At 31.8% G+C, this 25223-nt stretch carries 25 protein-coding genes; all 25 read right to left on the bottom strand.

The window, feature by feature from the left end; genetic code table 11:
* Position 1: 1 nt before the first annotated feature.
* Positions 2 to 652 carry a ribulose-phosphate 3-epimerase gene (rpe, locus tag WY13_RS19850; RefSeq protein WP_063557282.1) on the bottom strand — a complete coding sequence of 217 codons (651 nt, stop codon included), beginning with the start codon at positions 650 to 652 and terminating at the stop codon, positions 2 to 4.
* 41 nt (positions 653 to 693) lie between these two features.
* Positions 694 to 1557: a ribosome small subunit-dependent GTPase A gene (gene rsgA / locus WY13_RS19845; RefSeq protein ID WP_063557281.1), complete on the bottom strand. Its 864-nt coding sequence runs from the start codon at positions 1555 to 1557 to the stop codon at positions 694 to 696.
* A gap of 9 nt (positions 1558 to 1566) precedes the next feature.
* A complete protein-coding gene (gene pknB / locus WY13_RS19840) occupies positions 1567 to 3471 on the bottom strand; it encodes a Stk1 family PASTA domain-containing Ser/Thr kinase (protein ID WP_063557280.1) in 1905 nt (634 codons plus the stop codon).
* Positions 3468 to 4187, bottom strand: coding sequence for a Stp1/IreP family PP2C-type Ser/Thr phosphatase (locus WY13_RS19835; RefSeq protein ID WP_063557279.1), 720 nt, complete (start codon positions 4185 to 4187; stop codon positions 3468 to 3470). Before WY13_RS19835 ends, pknB begins: the two co-directional genes overlap by 4 nt.
* Positions 4188 to 4201: 14 nt before the next feature.
* Positions 4202 to 5239 carry a 23S rRNA (adenine(2503)-C(2))-methyltransferase RlmN gene (gene rlmN / locus WY13_RS19830; RefSeq protein ID WP_063557278.1) on the bottom strand — a complete coding sequence of 346 codons (1038 nt, stop codon included), beginning with the start codon at positions 5237 to 5239 and terminating at the stop codon, positions 4202 to 4204.
* A 9-nt stretch (positions 5240 to 5248) separates the two neighbouring features.
* Positions 5249 to 6580 carry a 16S rRNA (cytosine(967)-C(5))-methyltransferase RsmB gene (gene rsmB / locus WY13_RS19825; RefSeq protein WP_063557277.1) on the bottom strand — a complete coding sequence of 444 codons (1332 nt, stop codon included), beginning with the start codon at positions 6578 to 6580 and terminating at the stop codon, positions 5249 to 5251.
* A gap of 88 nt (positions 6581 to 6668) precedes the next feature.
* Positions 6669 to 7349: a zinc metallopeptidase gene (locus WY13_RS19820; RefSeq protein ID WP_063557276.1), complete on the bottom strand. Its 681-nt coding sequence runs from the start codon at positions 7347 to 7349 to the stop codon at positions 6669 to 6671.
* A gap of 20 nt (positions 7350 to 7369) precedes the next feature.
* Positions 7370 to 8302, bottom strand: coding sequence for a methionyl-tRNA formyltransferase (gene fmt / locus WY13_RS19815; protein ID WP_063557275.1), 933 nt, complete (start codon positions 8300 to 8302; stop codon positions 7370 to 7372).
* Positions 8302 to 8760 carry a peptide deformylase gene (def, locus tag WY13_RS19810; protein ID WP_063557274.1) on the bottom strand — a complete coding sequence of 153 codons (459 nt, stop codon included), beginning with the start codon at positions 8758 to 8760 and terminating at the stop codon, positions 8302 to 8304. Before def ends, fmt begins: the two co-directional genes overlap by 1 nt.
* 104 nt (positions 8761 to 8864) lie before the next feature.
* Positions 8865 to 11066, bottom strand: coding sequence for a primosomal protein N' (gene priA / locus WY13_RS19805; RefSeq protein WP_063557273.1), 2202 nt, complete (start codon positions 11064 to 11066; stop codon positions 8865 to 8867).
* Between the two features lie 92 nt (positions 11067 to 11158).
* On the bottom strand, positions 11159 to 12349 hold the full coding sequence (gene coaBC, locus WY13_RS19800; RefSeq protein ID WP_063557272.1) for a bifunctional phosphopantothenoylcysteine decarboxylase/phosphopantothenate--cysteine ligase CoaBC: 1191 nt from the start codon (positions 12347 to 12349) through the stop codon (positions 11159 to 11161).
* A complete protein-coding gene (gene rpoZ / locus WY13_RS19795; RefSeq protein ID WP_013237918.1) occupies positions 12349 to 12567 on the bottom strand; it encodes a DNA-directed RNA polymerase subunit omega in 219 nt (72 codons plus the stop codon). Before rpoZ ends, coaBC begins: the two co-directional genes overlap by 1 nt.
* Positions 12560 to 13177 (bottom strand): guanylate kinase, encoded by a 618-nt coding sequence (gmk, locus tag WY13_RS19790; RefSeq protein ID WP_063557271.1) that lies wholly within the window; start codon positions 13175 to 13177, stop codon positions 12560 to 12562. The genes rpoZ and gmk overlap by 8 nt, the downstream gene beginning before the upstream one ends.
* Positions 13177 to 13452 carry an extracellular matrix/biofilm regulator RemA gene (gene remA / locus WY13_RS19785; RefSeq protein ID WP_013237916.1) on the bottom strand — a complete coding sequence of 92 codons (276 nt, stop codon included), beginning with the start codon at positions 13450 to 13452 and terminating at the stop codon, positions 13177 to 13179. The genes gmk and remA overlap by 1 nt, the downstream gene beginning before the upstream one ends.
* A 15-nt stretch (positions 13453 to 13467) precedes the next feature.
* Entirely contained in the window at positions 13468 to 14346 is an 879-nt protein-coding gene (locus WY13_RS19780) for a YicC/YloC family endoribonuclease (RefSeq protein ID WP_063557270.1), read from the bottom strand.
* Positions 14347 to 14689: 343 nt separating this feature from the next.
* Positions 14690 to 16168 (bottom strand): stage IV sporulation protein A, encoded by a 1479-nt coding sequence (gene spoIVA / locus WY13_RS19775; protein WP_063557269.1) that lies wholly within the window; start codon positions 16166 to 16168, stop codon positions 14690 to 14692.
* A 77-nt stretch (positions 16169 to 16245) separates the two neighbouring features.
* The gene (locus WY13_RS19770) at positions 16246 to 17244 is read right to left on the bottom strand and encodes an NAD(P)H-dependent glycerol-3-phosphate dehydrogenase (RefSeq protein WP_063557268.1); all 999 of its coding nucleotides are present in this window, start codon (positions 17242 to 17244) and stop codon (positions 16246 to 16248) included.
* Between the two features lie 2 nt (positions 17245 to 17246).
* The gene (gene der / locus WY13_RS19765; protein ID WP_063557267.1) at positions 17247 to 18563 is read right to left on the bottom strand and encodes a ribosome biogenesis GTPase Der; all 1317 of its coding nucleotides are present in this window, start codon (positions 18561 to 18563) and stop codon (positions 17247 to 17249) included.
* Between the two features lie 3 nt (positions 18564 to 18566).
* Positions 18567 to 19901: a DUF512 domain-containing protein gene (locus tag WY13_RS19760; RefSeq protein ID WP_063557266.1), complete on the bottom strand. Its 1335-nt coding sequence runs from the start codon at positions 19899 to 19901 to the stop codon at positions 18567 to 18569.
* A 177-nt stretch (positions 19902 to 20078) separates the two neighbouring features.
* A complete protein-coding gene (locus tag WY13_RS19755) occupies positions 20079 to 21074 on the bottom strand; it encodes an inorganic phosphate transporter (RefSeq protein ID WP_063557265.1) in 996 nt (331 codons plus the stop codon).
* Positions 21067 to 21690, bottom strand: a complete 624-nt coding sequence (locus WY13_RS19750) for a DUF47 domain-containing protein (RefSeq protein ID WP_063557264.1) — start codon at positions 21688 to 21690, stop codon at positions 21067 to 21069. The genes WY13_RS19755 and WY13_RS19750 overlap by 8 nt, the downstream gene beginning before the upstream one ends.
* A 283-nt stretch (positions 21691 to 21973) precedes the next feature.
* Positions 21974 to 22630, bottom strand: coding sequence for a phosphate signaling complex protein PhoU (gene phoU, locus WY13_RS19745; protein ID WP_063557263.1), 657 nt, complete (start codon positions 22628 to 22630; stop codon positions 21974 to 21976).
* 50 nt (positions 22631 to 22680) lie between these two features.
* Positions 22681 to 23430 (bottom strand): phosphate ABC transporter ATP-binding protein PstB, encoded by a 750-nt coding sequence (gene pstB, locus WY13_RS19740; protein WP_063557262.1) that lies wholly within the window; start codon positions 23428 to 23430, stop codon positions 22681 to 22683.
* Between the two features lie 12 nt (positions 23431 to 23442).
* Positions 23443 to 24330, bottom strand: a complete 888-nt coding sequence (gene pstA, locus WY13_RS19735; RefSeq protein WP_063557261.1) for a phosphate ABC transporter permease PstA — start codon at positions 24328 to 24330, stop codon at positions 23443 to 23445.
* Complete coding sequence (gene pstC / locus WY13_RS19730) at positions 24330 to 25223, bottom strand: phosphate ABC transporter permease subunit PstC (RefSeq protein WP_063557349.1); 894 nt, start codon at positions 25221 to 25223, stop codon at positions 24330 to 24332. Before pstC ends, pstA begins: the two co-directional genes overlap by 1 nt.

Here is a 25223-nt window from a genome sequence, read left to right as displayed (position 1 = left end):
TTTAAATTTCCCTTCTTAATAATCTTATGTTTTCTTCTATATTTCCACCCTTAAATACAGCAGAACCCGCTACTATTACATTAGCACCGCTATCTACTATTTTTGCTATATTGCCCTTTGAAACACCGCCGTCTACCTCTATCATTAAATTTTTATTACATTTATTGCTTAATTCTTTTATGTACTTGAGTTTATCAGAACAATACTCTACATATTTTTGTCCTCCAAATCCTGGATTTACAGACATTATGAGAACCATGTCTAAATAAGGTATTAGGTACTTTATATTATCTACTAAGGTAGCTGGGTTTAGTGCAACTGCAGCTTTTACTCCAAAACTTTTTATATAATTTATAGTCCTATCTATATGCCTATCCGCTTCGAAATGAACTGTTATAATATCTGCTCCTGCTTTTACAAAATCCTCCACATATCTTGAAGGTTCCTCTATCATTAAATGTACGTCAAAAGGCAGCTTTGTAAGAGGCCTTATGCTTTTAATAATAGGTACTCCAAAAGATATATTCGGTACAAAATTTCCATCCATTACGTCTATATGAATTAAATCGGCCCCATATTTGTCTAGACTTCTTATATCTTCTCCTAATTTTGAAAAATCTGCAGATAATATTGAAGGTGCTATTCTTATCATATGTTTCTCTCTCCTTAATTTTATACTGCTATCTGAGCAGTTCAATACTTTTTTTTGCTTATAATTTCATTTAAAACCTTAATATAAAACTCATATCTTTTTCTATCTATTTTGCCATCTTCGACAGAAGCTTTAATGGCGCAATTCGGTTCTTTATAATGAAAACAACCTGTAAACTTACATTTTCCTATAAGGTCAGTAAACTCTGGAAAACAATACTGAAGTTTTTCTTCTGATATATCAGATATATCCAGAGAGGAAAATCCCGGAGTATCCACTATAAGCCCTTCCTCCAATTCTATTAACTCACTGTGTCTTGTAGTATGTTTTCCCCTCTTCAATTTTTGGCTTATCTCACCCGTTTCCATAATCTCTTTTCCTGAAATGGCATTTAAAATAGTAGATTTTCCAACTCCCGATGGACCGCACAGTACCGTAATATTTCCTTTAAGCTTTTCTTTAATTTTATCAATTCCGCGATTCTCTTTTGCCGTTAAAAATATTACATCATAGCCTATTTTTTTCATAGCATTGGCCATATCGGATTTTTCCTTTTCTTCTGCTAAATCCAGCTTATTAAAGCAAACTACTATTTTCAAATTATTCAATTCACAGCTTATAAGAAATCTATTCAATAGATCTTCATTTATTTCAGGACGGTTAAATGCAAAAACCACCAGTGCCTGAGTTACATTAGCTACAGCAGGTCTCTTCAATTTAGTTTTTCTAGGATAGATTTTATTAATAACTCCCTGCTCTTTTTCTAGTGCAATATCCACTTTATCTCCTACCATAGGGGAAAGTGAATTATACCTAAACTTTCCCCTTGCTTTACATTCAATTACCCCATTATCTGTTTTTATATAATAAAATCCACCTATACCCTTAACTATAGTTCCCTGCATAAATTCCTCCTAATTTGTTTTATCTGAATTTCCTGTACCACCAGTACTTGTATTTCCACTGTTTCCTGTACCTCCATCAGAAGAATTGCCTGTGCCGCTTCCACTATCAGATTTATTTCCACTAGACTCGCTTCCGCTGCCTGTGCTGTTTTCATCCTTACTTTGTCCGCTGCTTCCAGTGTTTTTTCCTCCATGTTGAGTTCCTAAATTACTGCTTTGATCATTTTGAGTTTCTTTATATTCATAATAAGTTAAGCTTACCGTAGTGCCTTCCTTAACTTGCTGTGATCCTCCTATGCTTTGACTTGTTACAACTCCACTCTGAGATTTATCTGAAGTAGTTACCGGATTTCTAGAAACCTTAAGTCCTGAACTTGCCATTATAGAAGCTGCTTCTTCTATGTTTTTGCCTGAAACATCTGGTACTGTTACATATTTTACATCTGCTCCCTTGCTTACCACAAGATTTACTTTTGTGCCATTTTGAGCTTTACTATCTGCTGTAGGATCCTGACTTATAACATCTCCTTCTGCTACATCGTCACTGTGTTTGTAAGATACATTTCCCAAAGTAAGTCCACTGTTTGATATAATATCCTTTGCAGTGGCAAAATCTACTCCAACTAAGTTTGGAACAGTCAGTGAATCAGATCCACTGCTTATAATTACCCTTACATCTGAGTTTGATTTTACCTTTGTTCCTGATTTAGGGAAACAATCTATTACTGTTCCTTCTGGTTTGTCACTTTTTTCTTTGCCACCTACTACAAAATTAAGCTTTTTGCTTTCTACTAACTGTTTGGCATCATCCTGTTTCATGCCTACAATACTCGGCACAGTTATGTCTCCGCTGCTATATACCTTGTTATACCAAATATATCCTGAAATTATGCCTATTACAACTACAAGAACACCTATTGCGGTGGTCAATATCCTTTTTTTCTTTTTAGGATCTAAGTTTAATTTAACTGGTTTTCTTGCTGGCTCTACTTCATCATCATAATCGTCCTCATTTTTATAAGCATTGTTTACATCTACAGGATCCATTATCCTAGTCATATCGCCACTTAAGTCATCATCTGCTAAATTGATTTTTTGATTATTTTCTATCTTTTTCAAGTCCACTAACATATCTTCCATTGTCTGATATCTTCTTATAGGCTCTTTTTCCACAGCTTTCAGAATAAGTCTATTTAAACTATCTGGTATATTTTCATTTAACTGATTTGGTGGAACTACAGGTTCTTGTATATGTTTTAGTGCTATTGACACAGGACTTTCTGCATCATAGGGAACACGTCCTGTAACCATTTCATACATAACTATGCCGAGGGAGTAAATATCTGTTCTAAAGTCTACAAAGCTTCCTTTTGCTTGTTCTGGGGAAAAGTAGTGTGCGGAACCCATTATCTTATTAGAATTAGTTATTGTAACTGAATCTGAGGCTTTAGCTATACCAAAGTCCGTTACTTTTACTATACCATCTTCTGTCACAAGAATATTATGAGGTTTTATATCTCTATGTATAATATTATTCTTATGGGCACATTTCAAAGCTTTAGCTATTTGAATAGCTACTTCCACTGCCCTTGCAGGAGGTATTTTCTTTTCTTCTTTTATTACTTGTTTTAAAGTCTTTCCAATAACACATTCCATTACTATGTAGTTTATATCCTTCTGTGTACCTACATCATATATGTTCACTATATTATTATCTGAAAGACTTGCTGCTGCTGCTGCTTCCCTTTTAAATTTATCTACAAATTCTCCATCACTTGAAAATTCTTCTTTGAGAATTTTAACAGCTACATTTCTGCTCAAGAGGTGATCTTTGGCTCTATAAACAATAGCCATACCTCCCTCTCCTATTTTTTCAAGCAACTCATATCTATTCCCTAGCATAGTCCCTATCATTTTTTACACTCTCCTTCAAATACAATAACTGATATATTATCCTTTCCACCCCTAAGTTTACTTAGTTCTATTAGCTGCTTGCAAGCATCTTCGTTATTGTTATTCATTATTATATCATACATTTCGTTCATATTTACTCCATTAGATAGTCCGTCAGTGCACATTATTACCCTATTTACATCTTCTAAATTTACTTTAAATATATCTACTTTTACAGACTTATTAGTTCCAAGCGCTCTTGTTATTATATTTTTATTAGGATGAATTGCCGCTTCTTCTTCAGTTATACTACCTTCATCCACCAGTTGTTGTACTAAAGAGTGATCTTTAGTCACTTTTGTTATACCATCATATTTTACAACATAGCAACTACTATCCCCTACATTTGCTACTATCATATCTTTATCTTTTACAAGGCAGACTGTTATAGTTGTCCCCATTCCACCAAATTGACTGTGGCTAATAGAAAGTTCATAAATTTTATCATTTGCTACACTTACAGCTTTTAATAAGTCTTCCTCCATATTTGATGTTTCGTTTGATTTCATGTAAGAAATGGTTGTTTCCACAGCAATTCTGCTGGCTACCTCTCCTGCATTGTGTCCACCCATTCCATCTGCTATTACATATAAGTTAAAATTTTTACCATTATAGAAATCTACAAAATCTTCATTTAGCTTTCTTACCTTACCTACATCTGATAAGATCCCCACCATTTTCTACACCCTCTCTATAACTTTTTCGATTCTAAATAACTTCTCCTCAATTGTCCACAAGCAGCGTCTATGTCTGAACCCATTTCTCTTCTTATAGTAGTCTCTATTTTATTCTTAATCAACCTATGGTAAAATTTCTTTACATCATCAGAAGAAGATTTTTTTAAGTTATTTTCCTTAACTTCATTGACTGGTATCAAATTAACATGGCACAATAATCCACTTATAAGTTCAGTTAATTCATCACAACATTTTAAACTGTCATTTACTCCACTTACCAAAGCGTATTCAAAAGATATCCTTTTACCTGTCTTCTCTATATAATACTTACATGCATCTATTATATCTTTTATGGAATATTTATTTGCAATAGGCATTATTTTTTTTCTCATAATATCATTTGGAGCATGTAGTGATATGGCCAAAGTTATCTGAAGATCCCTATCTGCTAAATCCTTTATCTTAGGTACTATACCACAAGTTGACAAGGTTATATGTCTTTGGCCTATGTTGAAACTGTACTCAGAATTTACTATTTTTAAAAACTTCAACACATTTTCATAATTATCTAGAGGTTCCCCACTTCCCATAAGAACTATATTGGATATTCTCTCTCCTATTTCATTCTGGGATTTTAAAATTTGACCTAACATTTCTCCTGCTGTCAAGTTTCTAACCATTCCATCTATTGTAGATGCACAAAACTTACATCCCATCCTACATCCTACTTGGGTTGAAATACATATGGAATTACCATGTTTATATTTCATAACTACAGTTTCCACCATATTTCCATCTTTATATTCATATAAAAATTTGAAAGTATCTTTAAATTTTGACTCACATTTTTTAACTAATTCAGTAGCACCTATGTAAAAATTTGTTTTTAACTTTTCTAGTAACTTCTTAGGTATATTGGTCATATTGTCAAAATCGCATTGACCATTTTTATATATCCAGTCCATTATCTGTTTTGCTCTGAATTCACTTTCACAATTGTCATTCATCCAACTTTTCAATTCTTCCATATCAAAATCAAGAATATTATCCATATATTGCACCTACCTATGTTTTATCATTTTTGCAATAAAAAATCCATCCATATTATCATCAGGCAATATAGTTATATATCCCTCTTTATGATAAATTATGTTGTTAAAATCACCACAATAAATTTTTTCTAGTTCATACTGGGGATTTTCTCTAATAAACCAATTTATATTATCTTCATTTTCTCTTTTATTTAAGGTACAAGTAGAGTATATAAGTTTTCCACCATCTTTTACATACCTTGAAGCGTTTAACATAATTTTTCTCTGAACATTTATAAGGCTGTTTAAAGACTTCATACTTTTGTTCCATTTAATTTCAGGTTTTTTTCTTACTATTCCTAGTCCTGAACATGGCACATCTATTAGCACTCTATCTGCTGTAGCTTCAAACTGCTCTACATATTTTTCCGCATCTAACTTATTACATTTTATGTTTTTAATATCCATTCTATTTGCGTTTTCTTCTACGAATCTTAATTTATTCTCATGTAAATCATAAGCATATATTACTCCTGTATTTTTCATAAGTTCTGCCATATGACAGGACTTTCCTCCAGGTGCGCTGCACATATCAAGCACGGTCATATTTTCTTCCGGGCCTACAATATGTGCTACAAGCATGGCACTTTCATCCTGTGCTGTTATATATCCTTTTTTAAAAAGTGGATTTTCCTCTATATTGCTGCCTCTATTTATTACTACAGCTTCTTTACATATTTCACCTTTTTCTATGTCATATCCATTTTTTAAAAGTTCATCCCAAACACTTTTATAGTCAATCTTTAATCCATTAACCCTAACTGTAACTTTAGGTATGTAATTAAGTGATTGTAATATACTCTCACCTACAGCTTCTCCATATTGATGAATGAAAAGCAAAGTCATCCATCTTGGAAAGGAATATTTAAAACACAGGTTATCTATTTTATTGTCCTTATGTTCACAGTGCAAATTATCTTTATTTCTTAAGTAATTTCTTAGGACTCCATTGACTAATTTTGAGAGCCCCTTTGATTTCTTTTTCGAAAGTTCCACAGCCTCATTTACTACTGCAAACTCAGGTATTTTATCTAGATACCTGAGTTGATATATAGAAATTCTCAGTATATTTACTATATCTATATTCATCTTCTTTAAATTACTTTTTATGAAATTACCTAGTATAGTGTCAATAGTATACATATATTTTAAAGTACCATATACTATTTCAGTAACTAAAGCCCTATCCTTTTTGTTTAAATTATTCTTATTTAAATACGTATTTAAAATTTTATTAGAATATGCATTACTTCCCAATACCTCATTAAGTATTTCTACAGCCGTACTTCTTGCTCCATTCATCTTTTTACCTCTAACTTAAGGCATTTTCAAAGAAATAGCCAGTGAGTATGCTAGCCTATTTTCTTTAAAATGTCTAAAATATATATTTTTAATCTCTGTCTCTACTTATATATATAAGTCTCAATAAATTAGCTATAGCTGTTAACGCTGCAGCTACATAGGTCATTGCGGCAGCACTTAAAACAGATCTAGCCCCAACTAACTCATCGGAATATAATATATTTCTTCTTTCTAATATTTTCAATGCTCTACTTGATGCATTGAATTCTACTGGAAGAGTTATTATCTGAAACAAAACTACTAAAGTAAATAAAATTATACCTATATTCACAAGTCCCTTAATTCCTAAAACAATTCCTGCTAAAAATAGTATCCAGGATGCACTAGAACCAAAGTTAACTGCAGGTACAATGGAATTTCTTATAATAAGTGGTACATACCCGTTTTTGTGTTGAATTGCGTGCCCTGTTTCATGAGCTGCAACCCCAATTGACGCCACAGAATTTCCATAATAAACTTCTTCTGAAAGTCTCATAACTCTTTTTGAAGGATCATAGTGATCACTGAGTTTTCCTGGTATCAATTCTACTGGTACATCATATAAACCACTGCCATCTAAAATCATCCTAGCTACCTGAGCACCTGTATATCCATTTTGACTTCTATATCTTGAATATTTATTAAAAGTGGACGATACTTTATACTGTGCCCAGGCTGCTACTAAAATCGCAGGAATAAGTATAATAAAACTGCTGTCAAAGAAAAACATAGGTTAACCACCTCCACCAATTACTTTTTTAATACAATATTTTTTTCCACAGAATGTCCCTTTATGTATTCACTTACATTCATAGGTTTTCTTCCAGGAAACTGTATTTTCTTTATGAGTATAGTGCCACTTCCACAGGCAACTTTAATTCCATTTTTGGATACATCTATTATACAACCTGGTTCTTTATCATAACTTTCATCTAAGCACTCCACTTCATATATTTTCATATTATCATTCTTATATTGAGTATATGCAATAGGCCACGGATTTAAACCCCTTACAAAATTTTTTATGTCTTTACAATTTAATTTCCAATCTATCTTTGCCATACTCTTGTTCAACATTCCAGCATATTCAGTTGTAGTTTCTCCCTGTTTTTTTCTTGCAATATTTCCTTCTTCTAATTCTCTTAATGTTTTCACCAATAGCTCTGCTCCATCTTCCATAAGAATGTCATGAAGTTCACCAGCTGTCATATTATCTGTAATTTTAACATTGCTGCTTAAAAGCATATCTCCTGTATCAAGCCCTGTGTCCATAAACATAGTAGTATTTCCACTTTCGCTTTCTCCATTTATAATACACCAATTTATAGGTGCTGCTCCCCTATATTTAGGTAAAAGAGATGCATGAAGATTTATGCATCCATACTTAGGTATATCCAGCACTTGCTTTGTAAGTATTTGTCCATAGGCAACTACCACTATGAAATCTGGCCTTATTTTTGTTAAAGCAGAAATTGCCTCTGCATCATCTTTTAACTTAAAAGGTTGATATATTGGAATGTCGCGTTTAAGCGCCTCTTCTTTAACTTCGGAAAAAGATAACTTTTTACCTCTTCCCTTTGGCTTATCCGGTTGAGTAAATACAGCTTTAACATTAAATTCCTCTATCAGTCTTTTTAAAGATGGCACTGAAAATTCAGGTGTTCCCATAAAAACTATATTCATTACCTCGTTACCTCACCTTTTTTTATGATTTTATCTATGAAGAGTATGCCATTTAAATGGTCTATTTCATGGCAAAGTGCTCTGGCAAGCAAATCCTCGCCTTCTATTATAATCTCTTCACCTTTCTCATTTAATGCTTTTACCTTTACTTTCTCTGGCCTTTCAACCTCCCCTTCACTTCCAGGTATACTCAGGCATCCTTCTATATCTATAGCTTTACCCTCAGAATATATAATTTCTGGATTCACTAGTTTTAAAATTCCTTCTCCAACATCTATAACTATAACTCTCTTTAAAACACCCACTTGAGGTGCTGCAAGTCCTACACCATCTTCTTCATAAAGGGTTTCCTCCATGTCCTCTAACAATACATGGATCCTTTCATTTATTTCCTCTACTTTTCTACTTTTTTTTCTTAATATACTATCTCCATATTTTCTGACATTTCTCAAAGCCATATTATTTGCCGTTTCAATGAGATCTAATATAATTGATAGATCTTTTGCGGCTTATTCAACTCCTCCCTGTTTTATATTGATAATTGCATCTAAATTAATATATCTTACAACATACTGTTAGGATTTCTATCTATACTAACTCTTATATCATTATAAACATCTTTCAATAAATCATAAACTACTTTTTTAACATTTTGTGCAATATTTATGGTTATTTTCCCTTTTAATATTATCTGCCACCTGTACAATTCCTTTATTTTCGATATTTGACAAGGGCATGGTCCTAATATTTTAATTCTATCATCTTTTTCAAGAAGTTTTTTTAAGAATATACCAACATTTTGTATATTTTTTATTAATACATTTTCATTTTTACTATTCATATTTATAAGAAGTATATCTGCAAATGGAGGATAATTCATGTTTTCCCTTATTCCAATTTCTTCCTTATAAAAATTACCGTAATCATTTTTAGCTGCATATCTTATGCTGTAATTTTCAGGATTATAGGTTTGAATAATTACCTTTCCAGGCTTTTCTCCTCTACCTGCCCTTCCTGAGACTTGGGTTATAAGTTCATATGTCCTCTCTGTAGATTTAAAATCCGGCAAGTTAAGGGATAAATCTGCAGCCACTACACCTACTAGGGTTACATTTTTAAAATCCAAACCTTTTGCTACCATTTGAGTTCCTATAAGTATATCTGCTTTTCCCTGTTTGAATGTATTATAGATATTTTCATAAGAATTTTTACTTCTTGTAGTATCAAAATCCATCCTAAGTGTCCTTGCTTTAGGGAAATAAGCTTTTATCTGGTTTTCCACCTTTTCTGTTCCCACACCAAAATATTTAACATATTTACTACCACATTTAGGACAAACTTTAGGTATTTCTATCTTGCTTCCACAATAATGACAAACAAGTTTTCTTTGATTCTGGTGATAGGTATAGGATATATCACAATTATTGCATTTAAATACATAACCACATTTTCTGCAAGAAACAAAGGTGGAATAGCCTCTCCTATTTAAAAACAATATTATCTGTTCTCCCTTTGAAAGTCTATTACAAATATATTGATAAAGTTCCCTGCTGAATATAGATTTATTGTTATTTATAAGTTCCTGTCGCATATCTACAATTTCAACTTCTGGCATAAGTGCCCCATCTGCTCTGTTTTTTATATCTATAAGTTCAATTTCGCCAGTCTTACATTTATAATACGTTTCTATAGAAGGTGTGGCTGAGCCAAGTATCATTTTACAATTGTATTGTTTACATCTCATCTGTCCAATTTCTCTAGCATTATATTTAGGATTACTGTCTGATTTGTAGCTCCACTCATGTTCTTCATCTATTATTATAAGTCCTAAGTTATTAAATGGAAGAAATACCGCAGATCTTGCGCCAATTGCAACTTTCACCTGGCCAAGCTTTACCCTCATCCATTCATCATATCTTTCCCCATCTGATAATTTGCTATGAAATACACTTATATTTTTTCCGAATCTTCCTTTAAATCTTTCAACCATTTGTGGAGTAAGTGCAATTTCCGGCACCAGTATTATGGATTCTTTACCTTTATCCATAGCCTTCTCAACGAGATGCATGTAAATTTCAGTTTTACCACTACCTGTGACTCCATGAATCAAAAATATGTTTTTATCTGAGTTTATTATATTGTCTACTGCATGCTGCTGCTCACTATTCAGTACCTTTTTAGAATACGCTCTATACTGTCTTACATCATACCTATCTACAGTTTTCTCACTAATCACAAGAAATCCATGTTTTATCATAGTATTTATAGATGACAAGGACAATTTATAATTTTTGCTTATAAAATTCTTAGTGTATACTCCATTGTTTTCTTTTACTACCTTATATATATCTATGTAGGGTTTCTTATTAAAGTTTCCTTCTAAAGCTTTACCAATATAAATTAAGTTTTCCTTTTTCTTCTTCATTCCTTTAAGTGTTCCCCTTGGAATAAATACTCTTATACATTCTAGATATGTACACAAGTATATTTCTCTCATTTTTTCTATAAGAGTCAAATCTTCTTTCGTAAAAAGTGGGAATTTTTCACATATATCACTTATTTCTTTAATCTTCCTATTTTCTATATCATCCTCATACAATCTAACTACAAATCCATCTAATTTATTGTTTCCCATACCAAAAGGTATTTTTACTCTAAAACCTATGCTAATTTTTCCACTTAATTTATCTGGTATTTTATAGGTAAAAATTTTATCTAATTTTACAGAACTATTGTTTACAATTATACCTGCATATGTATACACTAAATCACCCTTTATATAAACATTAAATAAGAGAGGTATTTTAAATTTAAACCCCTCTCAAATATTTAAACCGATATTTTAGATAAATCAAATTACCTTTGGGATAGTATATTAAATAAATTTCGAGCAACTTCTCTTTTACTCATCTTATTTAAATCTACCTTTTTTCCATCCCTTGATAATATTGTTACCTTGTTGTCCTCTGAAGCAAATCCAGAATCAGATGCCGTTATATTATTGGCAACTATATAGTCAAGATTCTTTTTTTTCAACTTCTTTGAAGCATTTTCCAAAAGATCATTGCTTTCAGCAGCAAATCCAACTAGAATTTGATTTTTCTTTAACTTTCCAATCTCTTTCAATATGTCCACATCGCTAATAAAAGCTAATGAAAATTCATCTTCACTTTTCTTTATCTTCCTCTTGGAATAATCTTTTGTTTTATAATCAGATACTGCAGCAGCTTTTATTACTATATCTTGTCTCTGAAAATTATCAAGCACAGCCTTTAACATCTGTGCATTTGTCCTCACATTTATAAAATTAATTCCAAATGGAATACTTAGCTTTGTAGGTCCAGATATCAAAGTTACATCTGCACCTCTGTCCCTAGCCTCTTCAGCTATGGAATAACCCATTTTTCCTGAAGACCTATTTGTTATATATCTTACTGGATCTATATCTGCTATAGTCGGCCCTGCGGTTACAAGAACCTTTTTTCCCCGTAAGTCCTTAATACCATAAAGCATACTCTCAATTACTCGAGCTATAAAATCAGCATCTGGAAGTTTTCCTTCACCACTATCGCCACATGCCAATCTTCCTACAGCTGGCTTTATGAATTCATATCCAAACTTCATAAGCTTATTTATATTATCCTGCAAGATTGGATTGGAATACATATTTGTATTCATAGCAGGGGCAAAAATTACAGGAGCCTTAGTTGCCATTATAGTTGTAGTTAGAAGATCATCTGCTACTCCACTTGAAACCTTTCCTATTATATTAGCCGTAGCAGGAACTATTGCTACCAAATCTGCTTTCTTTGCAAGAGAAATGTGTTGTATTTCGAAAGCTCGTGGTTCTTCAAACATATCAGTGTGTACTATATTTTGACTTAAAGTCTGAAAAGTAAGGGGAGTAACAAATTTTGCAGCAGACTTTGTCATTATTACATTTATATCAAAGTCCTTTTTTTTCAGCTTACTTATAACATCCAGTGCTTTATAAGCTGCTATTCCACCAGTTACCCCTATGACAACTGTTTTCTTGCCATTTACCATTATTTAATTCCCTCTTTTACAGTTTCATAGGTAATCAAATCTTGATCTATTTCATTAATGGCTATAGTAACTGGTTTAGTTGAATCTACATCTACAAGTGGTTCCGAATCCTGGATTAGTTGTCTTGCCCTTTTAGCTGTTATAGTAACTAAAGTATACCTATTATCTACCTTTTTAAGTAAATCCACAATAGATGGATTTATCATTGAATTATTCATATAAAATACCCTCCTTAGAATTTAATATCTCATCTTTAATCCTGTCTACTCTACATTTTTCAGCTGTAATTATGCTCTCTATATTTTCCACTGCATTGTCTACAGTGTCATTTATAACCGCATAATTATATTTTGAAACATAATTTATTTCCTTATAAGCTGACTTAAATCTTAGATTCAAGGACTCAGGTGTTTCGCTTCCCCTACCTATAATCCTGTTTTTAAGTTCCCTCATTGAAGGCGGAAGTATAAATATAAACACCCCTTCTGGATAGCTTTCTTTTACCTTTAAGGCTCCCTGAATATCAATTTCAAGCACTACGTCTTTTCCTTCATCTATAGCTTTCAAAACTTGAGACTTAGGTGTACCATAATAGTTTTCATAAACTTTAGCATACTCTAAAAAATCCTTATTTTTTATTTTATCCTTAAAAGTCTCCTCAGTCAAAAAATAATAATTTACTCCATCTACCTCCCCTTTTCTTGGAGACCTAGTAGTAACTGAAGTAGAAATCCAAAAATCATTTTTTTTCAGTAATGCCTTGCAAACTGTACCTTTTCCAGTTCCAGAAGGTCCTGATATGACAATTAGCAATCCTTTTCTTGACATTATTCCTCAACCTCACCAATATCATCTTCACCATCTTTGGAAGACAATCTATGTGCTACAGTTTCAGGTTGAACTGCTGAAAGTATCACATGATCACTATCTGTTATTATAACAGCTCTTGTTCTTCTTCCATAAGTAGCATCTATAAGCATTCCCCTATCTCTTGCTTCCTGAATTATTCTCTTTATGGGAGCGGATTCTGGACTTACTATAGCCACCAATCTATTTGCTGAAACAATATTTCCAAATCCTATGTTTATTAATTTTATACCCATACATTTCCTCCTATCTTACTCCACGTTTTGTATTTGCTCTCTTATTTTTTCTATTTCGTTTTTTATATTCAATGTAACTTTAGTTATATCCAAATTTGTTGATTTAGAAGCAATTGTATTTGCCTCTCTATTCATTTCCTGTAGTATAAAATCAAGTTTTCTTCCTACAGGCTCCTTCAATGTTAAAGTCTCTTTAAATTGTACTATATGGCTATTTAGCCTTACAATTTCTTCATCAATACAAGATTTATCTGCAAATAGTGCTATTTCCATTGCAACTCTATTCTCATCTACTGGATATTTATCCAGCAAATCCTTCAATCTCTCTGAAAGCTTTTCTTTATATTCCTTTACTACTTGAAAAGATTTATTTTCTATAGTATTTAGTAAAGTTTGAATAGAACTGCATTTTTCAAGTATATTTTTTTCTAGTTTCTCCCCCTCTTTTTCTCTCATACCCACTAGCATTTCTAATGCATCATTAAAAGCAGTTAATAAATACTTCCATATATTTTCAAGATCAGCATCTTCCTTTTTTACAGTTATAATTTCTGGGAATTTGGAAATAAGTGAGAGAGATATATTGTCCTTTATATTGTATTTTTCCTTAATAGCATTTAAACATTCTACATAGCTATTAGCTAAACCTTCATTTAGTACAGCCTTTGTAGACTGATCTTCAAAATTCATTTGAGTTATAAAAACATCTACTTTACCCCTGTTTATTTTTTGCTGAATAATTTTTCTCATTCTGTCTTCCAGAGGCATAAGACTTTTTGGCATTTTAATATTTAAATCACAGTATCTATGATTTACACTTTTTATCTCCACTATAAAACTTTGTTCCTCACTTTCTATAGTGCCTCTTCCAAAACCAGTCATACTTTTAATCATTATAATTTCATCCTTCCATGAAGCCTCATCAATCCACATTTTATTATACATACATATTAATAACAATTTCAAGAAAAACTTATGAGTACTTTAGTTTCAATTGATCTATTATAAACCTAAGTTTAAAAGCAAGATTTAAAATGATTATACCATAAAATATCTCCAACAAACAAACCTGCAGGAATGTTCAATAAAATTTATTTTGAGCTATGTAATTATACTCAAAAATTTAGGGCCCTAGACAATATCAAAATCATCTAAAGTCCTAAATTTTAAAAGCACAGATGTTAAAATTTACGCCATTATAGGTACTTTTAAGTAAAATAAAATACATGATGAAACATTAAAGTAAAATGCATATTAATCCGCCATTACCTTCATTTATGATTTTCTGAAGTGTTTTTTGTATTTTAATTTGAATATCTTCTGGCATTTTATAAAGCTTATTTTGTAATCCCTCTTTCACTAATATCTCTAGAGATTTTCCAAACATATTGCTCTGCCATATTTTAGATGGATCGCTTTCGAATTGTTCCAAAAGAGATTTAACCATCTCTTCGCTTTCTCTTTCTGTACCCATAATAGGAGAAATCTCGGTTTCAATATCTGCTCTAATAAAGTGAAGTGAAGGTGCACTTGCCTTTAATTTTACTCCAAATCTATTTCCCTGTTTTACAATTTCAGGCTCTTCTAATTTCATTTCAGAAAGTTGTGGAGCAACTAGTCCATAACCTGTTTCCTTTACTTCCTTTAATGCACCTGCTATCTTATCATATTCCACTTTTGCACTGTGCATTTCTTTTACTATGTTTAATAAGTCACTTTCACCTTCGATTTTTTTCTCACAGATCTCACTCAATATTTTATAATAAAGATCCTTTCTAGGTGTTAAATCAATTCTGGCAGTACCTTCTCCCATATTTATTTCTCTTACCATAGATTCTCCAATAAATTCTACATCTTTAAAACTTTCTAGTGACTTTGTTATATCTCTAACCTTATATATATTACTACACATATCTTTTACTAGTCCTATAAAATCTAGCTTCAGCCAGTGTGATGGATCCATTTTTTCTATCCATTCCGGCATATCAATATTTATCTCTTTAACAGGGAATTCTTTAAGTACTCTTTGAAATACATTTGTTATGTCGTCTTCTTTCATATTAAGTACATCCATAGTTTGGACAGGCACATCATATTTACCTTCTAACTCTTTTTTCAAGGCTACCGTATCAGGATCAAACGGATGCTGAGAATTTAGCACCATTATAAATGGTTTATTGATGGATTTTAGTTCATTAACCACTCTTTCCTCTGCTTCAACATAATCTGCTCTCTCTATATCCGTTATAGAACCATCTGTCGTAACCAAAAGTCCTATAGTAGAATGCTCATTTATTACTTTTTTCGTCCCTATTTCAGCTGCTTCTTCAAAAGGAATTTCATAGTCATACCATGGAGTAGTAACCATTTTAGCCTCTTCGCCTTCCATATATCCAGCTGCACTTTTAACTATATACCCAACACAATCTACCATTCTAACTTTAAATTTAGTTCCTTCATTTAAATTTATCTCTATGGCTTCATTTGGTACAAATTTAGGTTCTGTAGTGTGAATAGATTTTCCTGAGGAGCTTTGTGGAAGTTCATCTTTAGCTCTCTGTTTTTTATAGGAATTATCTATGTTAGGAAGAACCATTATTTCCATAAACCTCTTTATAAAAGTTGATTTCCCAGTTCTTACAGGTCCCACAACACCTACATATATATCCCCCTGAGTTCTGTCTGCAATATCTTTGTATATATCAAAATTTTCCAAAATATACCCTCCAATAATCTAATATTATCAGTATATATATATTTTTATTGGGCATATTTTATTACTAATATTATTGATTAATACACTTCATCCTTTTTTGCTCTGGTCATAAGCTCATATACGGTATACTTAGGCTCTTTTCCTTGAAACAGTATGCTGTAAAGTGCCTCTGTTATTGGCATCTGCACATTTAATTTTTCTTTTAATTCATAAAAAGCTCTACAAGCTTTTATACCTTCTACTACCATTCCTACTTCCTCTACTGCTTTATTTACAGGAATCCCCTGTCCTATAAGTATACCTGCCCTTCGATTTCTACTATGAATACTTGTACAAGTGACTATAAGATCACCTATACCTGTAAGTCCCGAGAAGGTTTCCCTTCTGCCTCCTAATTTTTCACCAATCCTTACTATCTCAGCAATTCCCCTAGTCATGAGAGCTGCCTTTGAATTATCTCCATAACCTATACCATCTGAAATTCCACAGGCAAGTGCAATTACATTTTTAACTGCTCCTCCAATTTCCACTCCTATAATGTCTTCATTTGTATATATCCTAAACTTATTTGTCATAAACAAATCTTGAATTTTTTTGGCATATTCCATATTTTCTGAAGACACAGCTACTGTAGTTGGTATATCCCTAGCTACTTCTTCCGCATGGCTTGGTCCTGAAAGTACCACTACCTTATTTAAAGGTAGTTCTTCCTGTATAACTTTAGAAAGTCTCTTTCCACTTTTTTCTTCTATACCTTTAGCTATGTTTACAATTATTTGATCTTCCCTTATAAAGTTTTTAAAATTTATCAGAACCTCTCTTACTGCCTGGGATGGTACTGACAACACCAGGACTTCTCCTTTTTCAATTACATCCTTTGCATCATTAGAGGCCTTTACATCTTGTGGAATAACTACACTGTGCAAATACCTTATATTTTCTCTCTTTACATTTATATCCTCAACTATACTTTCATTTCTATCCCACAAGTTTACCTTTACACCTTTTTTTGCAAGTATAACTGAGAGGGCCGTTCCAAAACTTCCCCCTCCCAAAAAAGATACAGATGAATACACAATTATTCCTTCCTTTCCCTAAACTCTAACTTTATCCCTGTTCCCGTAAAGTCGAAGTTATCTCTCAATTGATTTTCGATATACCTTCTATAAGAAAAATGAACACAGCTAGGGTCATTTACGAAAAATACAAAAGTAGGAGGTTTATTTCCTATTTGAGTTACATAGTAAATTTTTAATCTCTTACCCAATATAACAGGAGGTTCTTTCATCATAACTGCTTTACTTATTATGTCATTTAACACTCCTGTTTTTATCTTTTTGCAGTAATTGTCATAGCATTCTCTTATAAGTTGTAAAACCTTATTCACTCTCTGTCCTGTTTTTGCAGATATAAATAAATAAGGAGCATATGGCATAAAAGAAAGACTTGTTCCTATTTCCGTCTTATATTTGTCAACTGTTTTTGTATCCTTATCTATTAAATCCCATTTGTTAATTATAACCATAATAGATTTACTTAATTCATGAGCATAGCCTATTATCTTTTCATCCTGCTCACTTATATTGTGAACTGCATCCAATATAAGCACACACACATCTGCCCTCTCTATTGCAGTGTAAGTTCTTATTACACTATATTTCTCTATTTCCTCTTTAACCTTACTCTTTTTTCTAAGGCCTGCAGTATCTATAAGTAAAAACTTTCCATAGTCCGTTTCCAGGTAACTGTCCACAGCATCCCTTGTGGTTCCAGGAATATCACTTACAATAACTCTTTCTTCCCCTAACAATTTATTTATAAGAGATGATTTTCCTACATTTGGCTTTCCTATAAAAGCTATTTTTATATACTCATTGTCTATATCATCATCTTCATCATCTTTAAAGTTTTCCACCACTTTATCCAGCATATCTCCAAGTCCTAATGCCTGTGATGCAGATATAGCCATAGGTTCTCCTATACCTAAGTTATAAAATTCATAAACATAATCATTTTGATTTATATTATCTATTTTATTCACCACAAGTACAACTGGTTTTTTACTTTTTCTAAGCATTTGGGCTACTTCCCTATCTGCTGCAGTAACCCCTTCTTTTCCATCTACTATAAATATTATTACATCTGCAGTTTCCACTGCCACCTGGGCCTGCCTTCTCATTTGAGAAATTATTACATCAGTGCTTTCAGGTTCAATTCCACCTGTATCAATTATGGTAAAATTATATTTTAACCATTCTGCCTCAGCATACACCCTGTCTCTCGTAACTCCAGGTGTATCTTCCACTATAGATATTCTCTTTCCTGCTAATTTGTTAAATAACGTAGACTTACCTACATTAGGCCTTCCTACTATAGCAACTATTGGTTTTCCCATTAGTTATTCCACCTCACTGTTTTCATTTATAATCTGTATTAAATCATTTCCAGTATAATCACATACCAGTATGTTTCTACTTAAAGTTTTTTCTAATTCATCTAAAGTTATATCATCTAAAAATACCCTTTTATCTGAATTTGAAAGCTCATATCCTTTTCTAAGCATACATTCCGGTATTACTATGTTTTTCCCTAAGGTCTTATATTTTAATTGTTCTATTATATCTCTTGCCGTAATAAGCCCTGCCACAGTTATAGTATGGCCAAAAAAATTATTTATTATTTTTTTTACATCAATTATTATATCTGGGTTGTTTTCCATTATTTTTTCTGCTGCATGTTTTATTTCACTATAAGCTAATTCCCCAGTTAAAAATGTAAATGATCCTCGTGCATCTTTATTTAAATTTTTAAGCTGATTTGAGATATTATCCCTAAAGAGTCTTACCATACCCACACCATCTTCCAATTGGCTGTAATTTTCATAAAAATTACAGCTTGGAATCTTGGTTTGAGAGATAAGATAAAATTCATCAGATAATCTTACAAAAGGAACTCCTATTTCTTCTATATATTTACGCTGCAATTCTTCTGCAATCTTTAATTGGTTAGATGCAGAATTTTTATCGTATCTAGATAATTTAAAAAGGTTATGCCTGTACTTTGTAATTCCCACAGGAACCACTGCCACATTTGTGATTTCAGGATATAATCTATACAAATCCTCTACAGTTCTTTTAAATTCTGATCCATCATTTATACCCGGACATAATACTATCTGACAATTTACTTTTATACCACTTTGGGTAAGTCTTTTTAATAATGTATATATATTGCCAGCAAATTTATTATTTATCATTTTAATTCTAAGATCTGGATTAGTAGTATGTACAGATACATTTATAGGACTTATCCTATATTTAATTATTCTATCTATGTCCTCATCATTCATATTAGTAAGTGTCACAAAATTTCCTTGAAGAAATGCCAATCTTGAGTCATCATCTTTAAAATAAAGGGTATCTCTCATTCCCTTTGGCATCTGATCTATAAAACAAAATATGCATTTATTATGGCAACTTTTAGGTTTATCAATAATAGGTTCCTCAAATTCCAATCCCAGCTCTTCATCATATTCCTTTTCTATCTCTAAATCCCACACTTCTCCACTTTGCTTTTCTATTTCAACTTTAATATACTCATCGCTTATCAAAAATTTATAATCTATAATATCCTTGACTTTCTCTCCATTAATGGATAAAAGATAATCTCCCTTTTCTATGCCCATTTCCTCAGCAATGCTTTCATATTTAATTGCTTTTATTTTACTTCCCATTTATACAACTCCCGGCTAAAATTTATGATATGACACTTTCAATCTATTGAGTTACACCATTAAACTCTAGAAACTTTAACATACATTTAGAATATAACCTAATATGCATATTTAGTCAATTATTAAACTTTTTAAATAAAAAATCTCCCTAAATTAATAGAAGAGATTTTGTTAAAATTATAGTAAATTTATTAAAAACAGTACAATTCCTGAAATAACAGCACAGCTTGGTATAGTAAATACCCAGGTTATAACTATATCTTTAACTACAGACCACCTAACTGCTGAAAGTCTTTTAGCTGAACCAACTCCCATTATAGCTGAATTTATTATATGAGTTGTGCTAACAGGTGAATGAAACATAGTAGCTGTTAATATTACCACAGAAGATCCCATTTCCGCTGCAAAACCACTTACAGGCACTATTTTAGCCATTTTAGAACCCATGGTTTTAATTATCCTTTTTCCTCCCATTGCAGTTCCACATGCCATAGCAAGTGCACAGATTATTTTTACCCATGTAGGTACTGAAAATTCTTTTATAAACCCAGCACTGACAAGAGTCATAGTTATAACTCCCATAGTTTTTTGAGCATCATTTCCACCATGATTTAGAGCTAAAAACATGGTAGAAAAAATTTCAGCTTTTGAAAATATTTTTGTTACAGTAGAAGGCCTCGTATTTACTAGAAATGCTTTTATTATATTCATAAGAATAAATCCCACTATAAATCCTATTACTGGTGACAATATGAGCCATAAAATAACATTCCAAAAAAGAGTTGACCAATTGACAATTAGAAATGTACCCTTATATATAATTGCTGATCCTACTAATCCTCCTATAAGGGCATGGGAAGAACTGCTAGGTATTCCAAAATACCAAGTTATTAAATTCCATATTATAGCTCCAACAAGAGCTGCTATAATTACTTCCTGAGTTATGTTATTAGGATCAACTATACCTTTTCCCACAGTTTCCGCGACTGAAACGCTTAAAAAAGCACCTGCAAAATTTAAAACTGCAGAAATTACAACGGCCTGTCTTAAAGATAAAGACCTTGTAGATACAGCACAGGCTATAGCATTAGCACTATCATGGAAACCATTAATAACATCAAATATAACTGCAATTACAACTATTAAAATAGTTATTACTAAAGTACTAGGCATTTTTCATTACTACTCCTTCAATAACATTAGCTAAATCCTCACAGGCATCTAAAGTATCCTCAAGATATTGATATATTTCTCTCCATTTTATGACATCTATAACTTCCATGTCTTTTCTAAATATATCACCAATAGCTTTTCTTGAAACTACATCTCCATCTTCTTCTATCCTATTTACCTCTATTATTTTCTTTGATAACTGTTTGCTTGTTTTCATATTTTTTAATTCTTCCATTATAATGATAAGTTCCTTACAACACTGAACTATCATTTTGCTTAATAAAATAGCGTCTTCCGTGCATTCATTTACATTAAACATAACAAATCTACTAGCTGTAGATTCCATATAATCAATAATATTATCCATGTCGTTTGCTATTGTATATATATCTTCCCTATCAATTGGGGTAATAAATGTCTTATTTAGCTGTTCCAATATCTCATGCTGTTTTTTATCTCCTTCATGTTCCACCTCTTTTAATTTTTTTAAATTTTCTTCTGAATTTTCCAAGTTATTTAAAAAATCTAACAACAATTTTGCTTCTGTATAGGCAATATTTGCAGTTTGTACAAAGAATTCATAGAATTTGTCTTCTTTTGGAGTAAAAGCAAACATTATATCCCTCCCTATTATTGAAAATATATATTTTCGACCTTATAAAGTATAACATATAATTAACTAAAATTAAATACAAAATTAACCTCTATATTATATGCGAATATAATATTAATATGATAACTAAATGCATGAACTATACCATTTTAATATATTACATGACATTAAAAATTAAAAATAATTAAAAATTCTACAGAAATTTACTGATAACTTAATTTACACCAAAGGCTAATATTTTGCAAAATAAATGCACCTAGTTTCCTAAGTGCATTGCTAAATATATTTATTCATTTAAATCTTTTTGTTCTCCTGTAACTAAATATATGGCCTCTTCACATATATTAGTTACATGGTCCGCTATTCTTTCCAAATATTTGCATACAAATAACAATTGGGCAAATTGATTTATCTTGCTTTTATCTTTATTCATCAATTCCAGCATTTCTTTAAATACACTTTTATATAATTTATCTACCTCATCATCCATTTTGCAAACTTCATACGCTTCTTCCACGTTTCTGTCCACATAAGCATCTAATGCCCTCTTTATCATCTTATTTATTATCTCAGCCATTTGAGGTATATATATAAGCTTTCTTTCATACTTTTCACTTCCTAGTCTCAATGTAACTTTCGCTATGTCTACAGCATGATCAGCTATTCTTTCTAGGTCAGTTACTAATTTAGATGTAGTAAATATTATCCTTAAATCCGTAGCAATAGGTTGTTCTCTTGCTGTCAATTTTATACACTTATTTTCTATTTCTTTCTGGAAATTATCCACTAAATCGTCATTTTTTATAGTTTCCTTTGCAATTTTTATATCTTGATTAACTAAAGCTTCTATACATTGATGAATTTGCTTTTCAACTACACTTCCCATCCTAAGTACATCATTGTGCATTTCCGATAATTCATAATCAAATTTACTTCTCGGCACAATATCACCTCTCTTAAATATAATATATACCTTTATTTTAAAATTATAGTTTAGCCAAACCTTCCTGTAATATAATCCTCTGTTCTTTTATCTTTAGGTTTATAAAAAATATTTTCTGTTTTTTGTGCTTCTATAACTTCTCCATTTAGGAAAAAAGCAGTATAATCTGATATTCTACCAGCCTGCTGCATATTATGCGTAACTATTATTATAGTATATTTTTTCTTTAATACATCCATTAATTCTTCTATTTTTAATGTAGATATAGGATCTAATGCAGAAGTAGGTTCATCCATAAGCAGCACCTCTGGTTCTACTGCAAGAGTTCTTGCTATACACAATCTTTGCTGCTGACCACCAGAAAGCCCTAGTGCACTTCTATTCAATCTGTCTTTAATTTCATCCCATATAGCTGCCCCTTTTAAACTATTTTCAACTAATTCATCTAATTTACTTTTGTCCTTTATACCATGTATCCTAGGTCCATATGCTACATTGTCATATATTGACATAGGAAATGGATTAGGGCTTTGAAATACCATTCCAATTCTTTTCCTCAAATCTATTACATCATAATCTTGATATATATCCTTGCCTTCAAAAAACACTTTTCCTTCTATTCTAACTGACTCTATCAAGTCATTCATTCTATTTAAAGTTCTCAAAAATGTAGATTTTCCACACCCAGAAGGTCCTATTAATGCTGTAACTGAATTTTTTTCTACATTCAAACTTACTTTTTTAAGAGCCTGGGTAGATCCATAATATAGATCAAGATCTTTAGTATATATTATATCCATCAACTTTCCTCCTCATTTTTTACCAGTATAGGCTTCATATATTTTTTTTCCGAGAATTCTGGCTAAAAAATTAAACAATAATACCATAATTACCAAAACTGCAGAAGCTTTATTAGCTATTTGCGATGCATCTGGTACCATTCCCTCAGAATTTAACTTCCATATATATACTGCTATCGTTTCCGCAGGTCTCATTAAGCTGAAAGCAGAACCATTATTAGTCAAACTTATATAGGAGAAATTTAATTTAGGTGCACTCATTCCTGCCGTATATAAAAGTGCTGCTGCTTCTCCAAATATTCTCCCTGCTGCAAGTATTATACCTGTCAATATCTGTGGTATTGCCGACGGAAGAACTACCTTCGATATAGTTTGCCACCTTGTTGCACCAAGTCCAAGACTAGCCTCTTTTACAGGAATTGATGCTATCCTTATAGCATTTTCGCTTACCCTAGTTAAAGCTGGCAAATTTAATATAGATATGGCTAACGACCCTGATAATAGTGTAAACCCCCAACCGGTCATATTTACAAATATGAGAAGTCCAAACAATCCTACTACAATAGAGGGCAAAGAAGACATGGTCTCTATACACAATCTTATCATATTTAAAAGCTTTCCTTCTCTAGCATACTCTGCTAAGTATATTCCCCCTCCTATACCAAAAGGAATACTTATAATAAGTGCAACTATTAGCATGTAAAAAGAATTAAAAAGCTGAGGTCCTATACCTCCTCCTGCTTCTCCAAATTTTTCATTTCCAAATAAAAATGATGGTTTAAAAAAGCCTATGCCCTTAAACAATATATATCCTATCAAAGCTACCAAAAGAGCTATTACAAAAACAGTTACTGCATAAAAGACTCCAGTCCAAATTCTATCTTTAACTTTAGCATCCATTATTTTATTTCACTCCTTTTTTCAATAGCTCGTATTATTATAATAAATATAAAAGAAATTATTAAAAGAAATAGCGCTAAAGACCATAATGCGTCATTCCATGCAGTTCCAGATACAGTATTGCCCATATCCATAGTTAAAACGCTAGTAAGTGTGGATGTAGGACTCAATAAATTTTTAGGGAATTTCACTGTATTTCCTATTACCATTTGCACTGCAAGAGCTTCTCCAAAAGCCCTAGCAAGACCTAATACTACTCCCGTCAATATACCACTTTTAGCAGATGGAATTATGACTCTTCTTATAGTCTGCCATCTAGTTGCACCAAGTCCATAAGATGCCTCCATATAGCTTTTAGGAATAGTTTTTACAGCATCTGCCGATATGCTTGCTATAGTAGGTAAAATCATTATACTCAAAACTAATATACCTGCAATTAAGCTAAAACCAATACCCCCAAAGCTTGTTTTTAAAAATGGCAGAAGTACACTAAATCCTACCCAACCATATACAACTGAAGGTATACCTACAAATAATTCTAGAGAAGGTTGTAATATCTTAGAACCTATTTTAGGAGATATATAATGCATAAATACAGCAAGTGCTATACCTATAGGTGCACTTATTATAACTGCTCCTACAGAAACAAGTATAGATCCTACAAAAAATATAGCTGCCCCAAGTTTTGGATTGCTGCTGTCAGGAACCCAATTAGAAGTAAATAAAAACTCAGTTATAGGATATCTCCATTTTACAAATGTGTTTATTCCTTTTGAAAATATAAAAACTATTATACTCAATGTAAGGACTATAATAATTAATCCACAAAGCGTTGCAAATCCTCTTCCTATATACTCATTTTTTAGTTTATTCCAAAATGACTTTTTCTCCAT

The sequence above is a fragment of the Clostridium ljungdahlii genome, assembly GCF_001636845.1.
In the GTDB taxonomy this organism is placed as follows: Bacteria; Bacillota; Clostridia; order Clostridiales; family Clostridiaceae; genus Clostridium_B; species Clostridium_B ljungdahlii_A.
The sequence above is the reverse complement of the archived record's forward strand: the minus strand, read 5'-3'. Positions and strand labels throughout refer to the sequence as shown.

What these genes read in the sequence shown, in the direction of transcription:
- rpe (WP_063557282.1), bottom strand. Translation starts at nt 652, where the DNA reads ATGATAAGAATAGCACCTTCAATATTATCTGCAGATTTTTCAAAATTA.
- rsgA (WP_063557281.1), bottom strand. Translation starts at nt 1,557, where the DNA reads ATGCAGGGAACTATAGTTAAGGGTATAGGTGGATTTTATTATATAAAA.
- pknB (WP_063557280.1), bottom strand. Translation starts at nt 3,471, where the DNA reads ATGATAGGGACTATGCTAGGGAATAGATATGAGTTGCTTGAAAAAATA.
- WY13_RS19835 (WP_063557279.1), bottom strand. Translation starts at nt 4,187, where the DNA reads ATGGTGGGGATCTTATCAGATGTAGGTAAGGTAAGAAAGCTAAATGAA.
- rlmN (WP_063557278.1), bottom strand. Translation starts at nt 5,239, where the DNA reads ATGGATAATATTCTTGATTTTGATATGGAAGAATTGAAAAGTTGGATG.
- rsmB (WP_063557277.1), bottom strand. Translation starts at nt 6,580, where the DNA reads ATGAATGGAGCAAGAAGTACGGCTGTAGAAATACTTAATGAGGTATTG.
- WY13_RS19820 (WP_063557276.1), bottom strand. Translation starts at nt 7,349, where the DNA reads ATGTTTTTCTTTGACAGCAGTTTTATTATACTTATTCCTGCGATTTTA.
- fmt (WP_063557275.1), bottom strand. Translation starts at nt 8,302, where the DNA reads ATGAATATAGTTTTTATGGGAACACCTGAATTTTCAGTGCCATCTTTA.
- def (WP_063557274.1), bottom strand. Translation starts at nt 8,760, where the DNA reads ATGGCTTTGAGAAATGTCAGAAAATATGGAGATAGTATATTAAGAAAA.
- coaBC (WP_063557272.1), bottom strand. Translation starts at nt 12,349, where the DNA reads ATGGTAAATGGCAAGAAAACAGTTGTCATAGGGGTAACTGGTGGAATA.
- rpoZ (WP_013237918.1), bottom strand. Translation starts at nt 12,567, where the DNA reads ATGAATAATTCAATGATAAATCCATCTATTGTGGATTTACTTAAAAAG.
- gmk (WP_063557271.1), bottom strand. Translation starts at nt 13,177, where the DNA reads ATGTCAAGAAAAGGATTGCTAATTGTCATATCAGGACCTTCTGGAACT.
- remA (WP_013237916.1), bottom strand. Translation starts at nt 13,452, where the DNA reads ATGGGTATAAAATTAATAAACATAGGATTTGGAAATATTGTTTCAGCA.
- WY13_RS19780 (WP_063557270.1), bottom strand. Translation starts at nt 14,346, where the DNA reads ATGATTAAAAGTATGACTGGTTTTGGAAGAGGCACTATAGAAAGTGAG.
- der (WP_063557267.1), bottom strand. Translation starts at nt 18,563, where the DNA reads ATGGGAAAACCAATAGTTGCTATAGTAGGAAGGCCTAATGTAGGTAAG.
- WY13_RS19760 (WP_063557266.1), bottom strand. Translation starts at nt 19,901, where the DNA reads ATGGGAAGTAAAATAAAAGCAATTAAATATGAAAGCATTGCTGAGGAA.
- WY13_RS19755 (WP_063557265.1), bottom strand. Translation starts at nt 21,074, where the DNA reads ATGCCTAGTACTTTAGTAATAACTATTTTAATAGTTGTAATTGCAGTT.
- WY13_RS19750 (WP_063557264.1), bottom strand. Translation starts at nt 21,690, where the DNA reads ATGTTTGCTTTTACTCCAAAAGAAGACAAATTCTATGAATTCTTTGTA.
- pstB (WP_063557262.1), bottom strand. Translation starts at nt 23,430, where the DNA reads ATGGATATAATATATACTAAAGATCTTGATCTATATTATGGATCTACC.
- pstA (WP_063557261.1), bottom strand. Translation starts at nt 24,330, where the DNA reads ATGGATGCTAAAGTTAAAGATAGAATTTGGACTGGAGTCTTTTATGCA.
- pstC (WP_063557349.1), bottom strand. Translation starts at nt 25,223, where the DNA reads ATGGAGAAAAAGTCATTTTGGAATAAACTAAAAAATGAGTATATAGGA.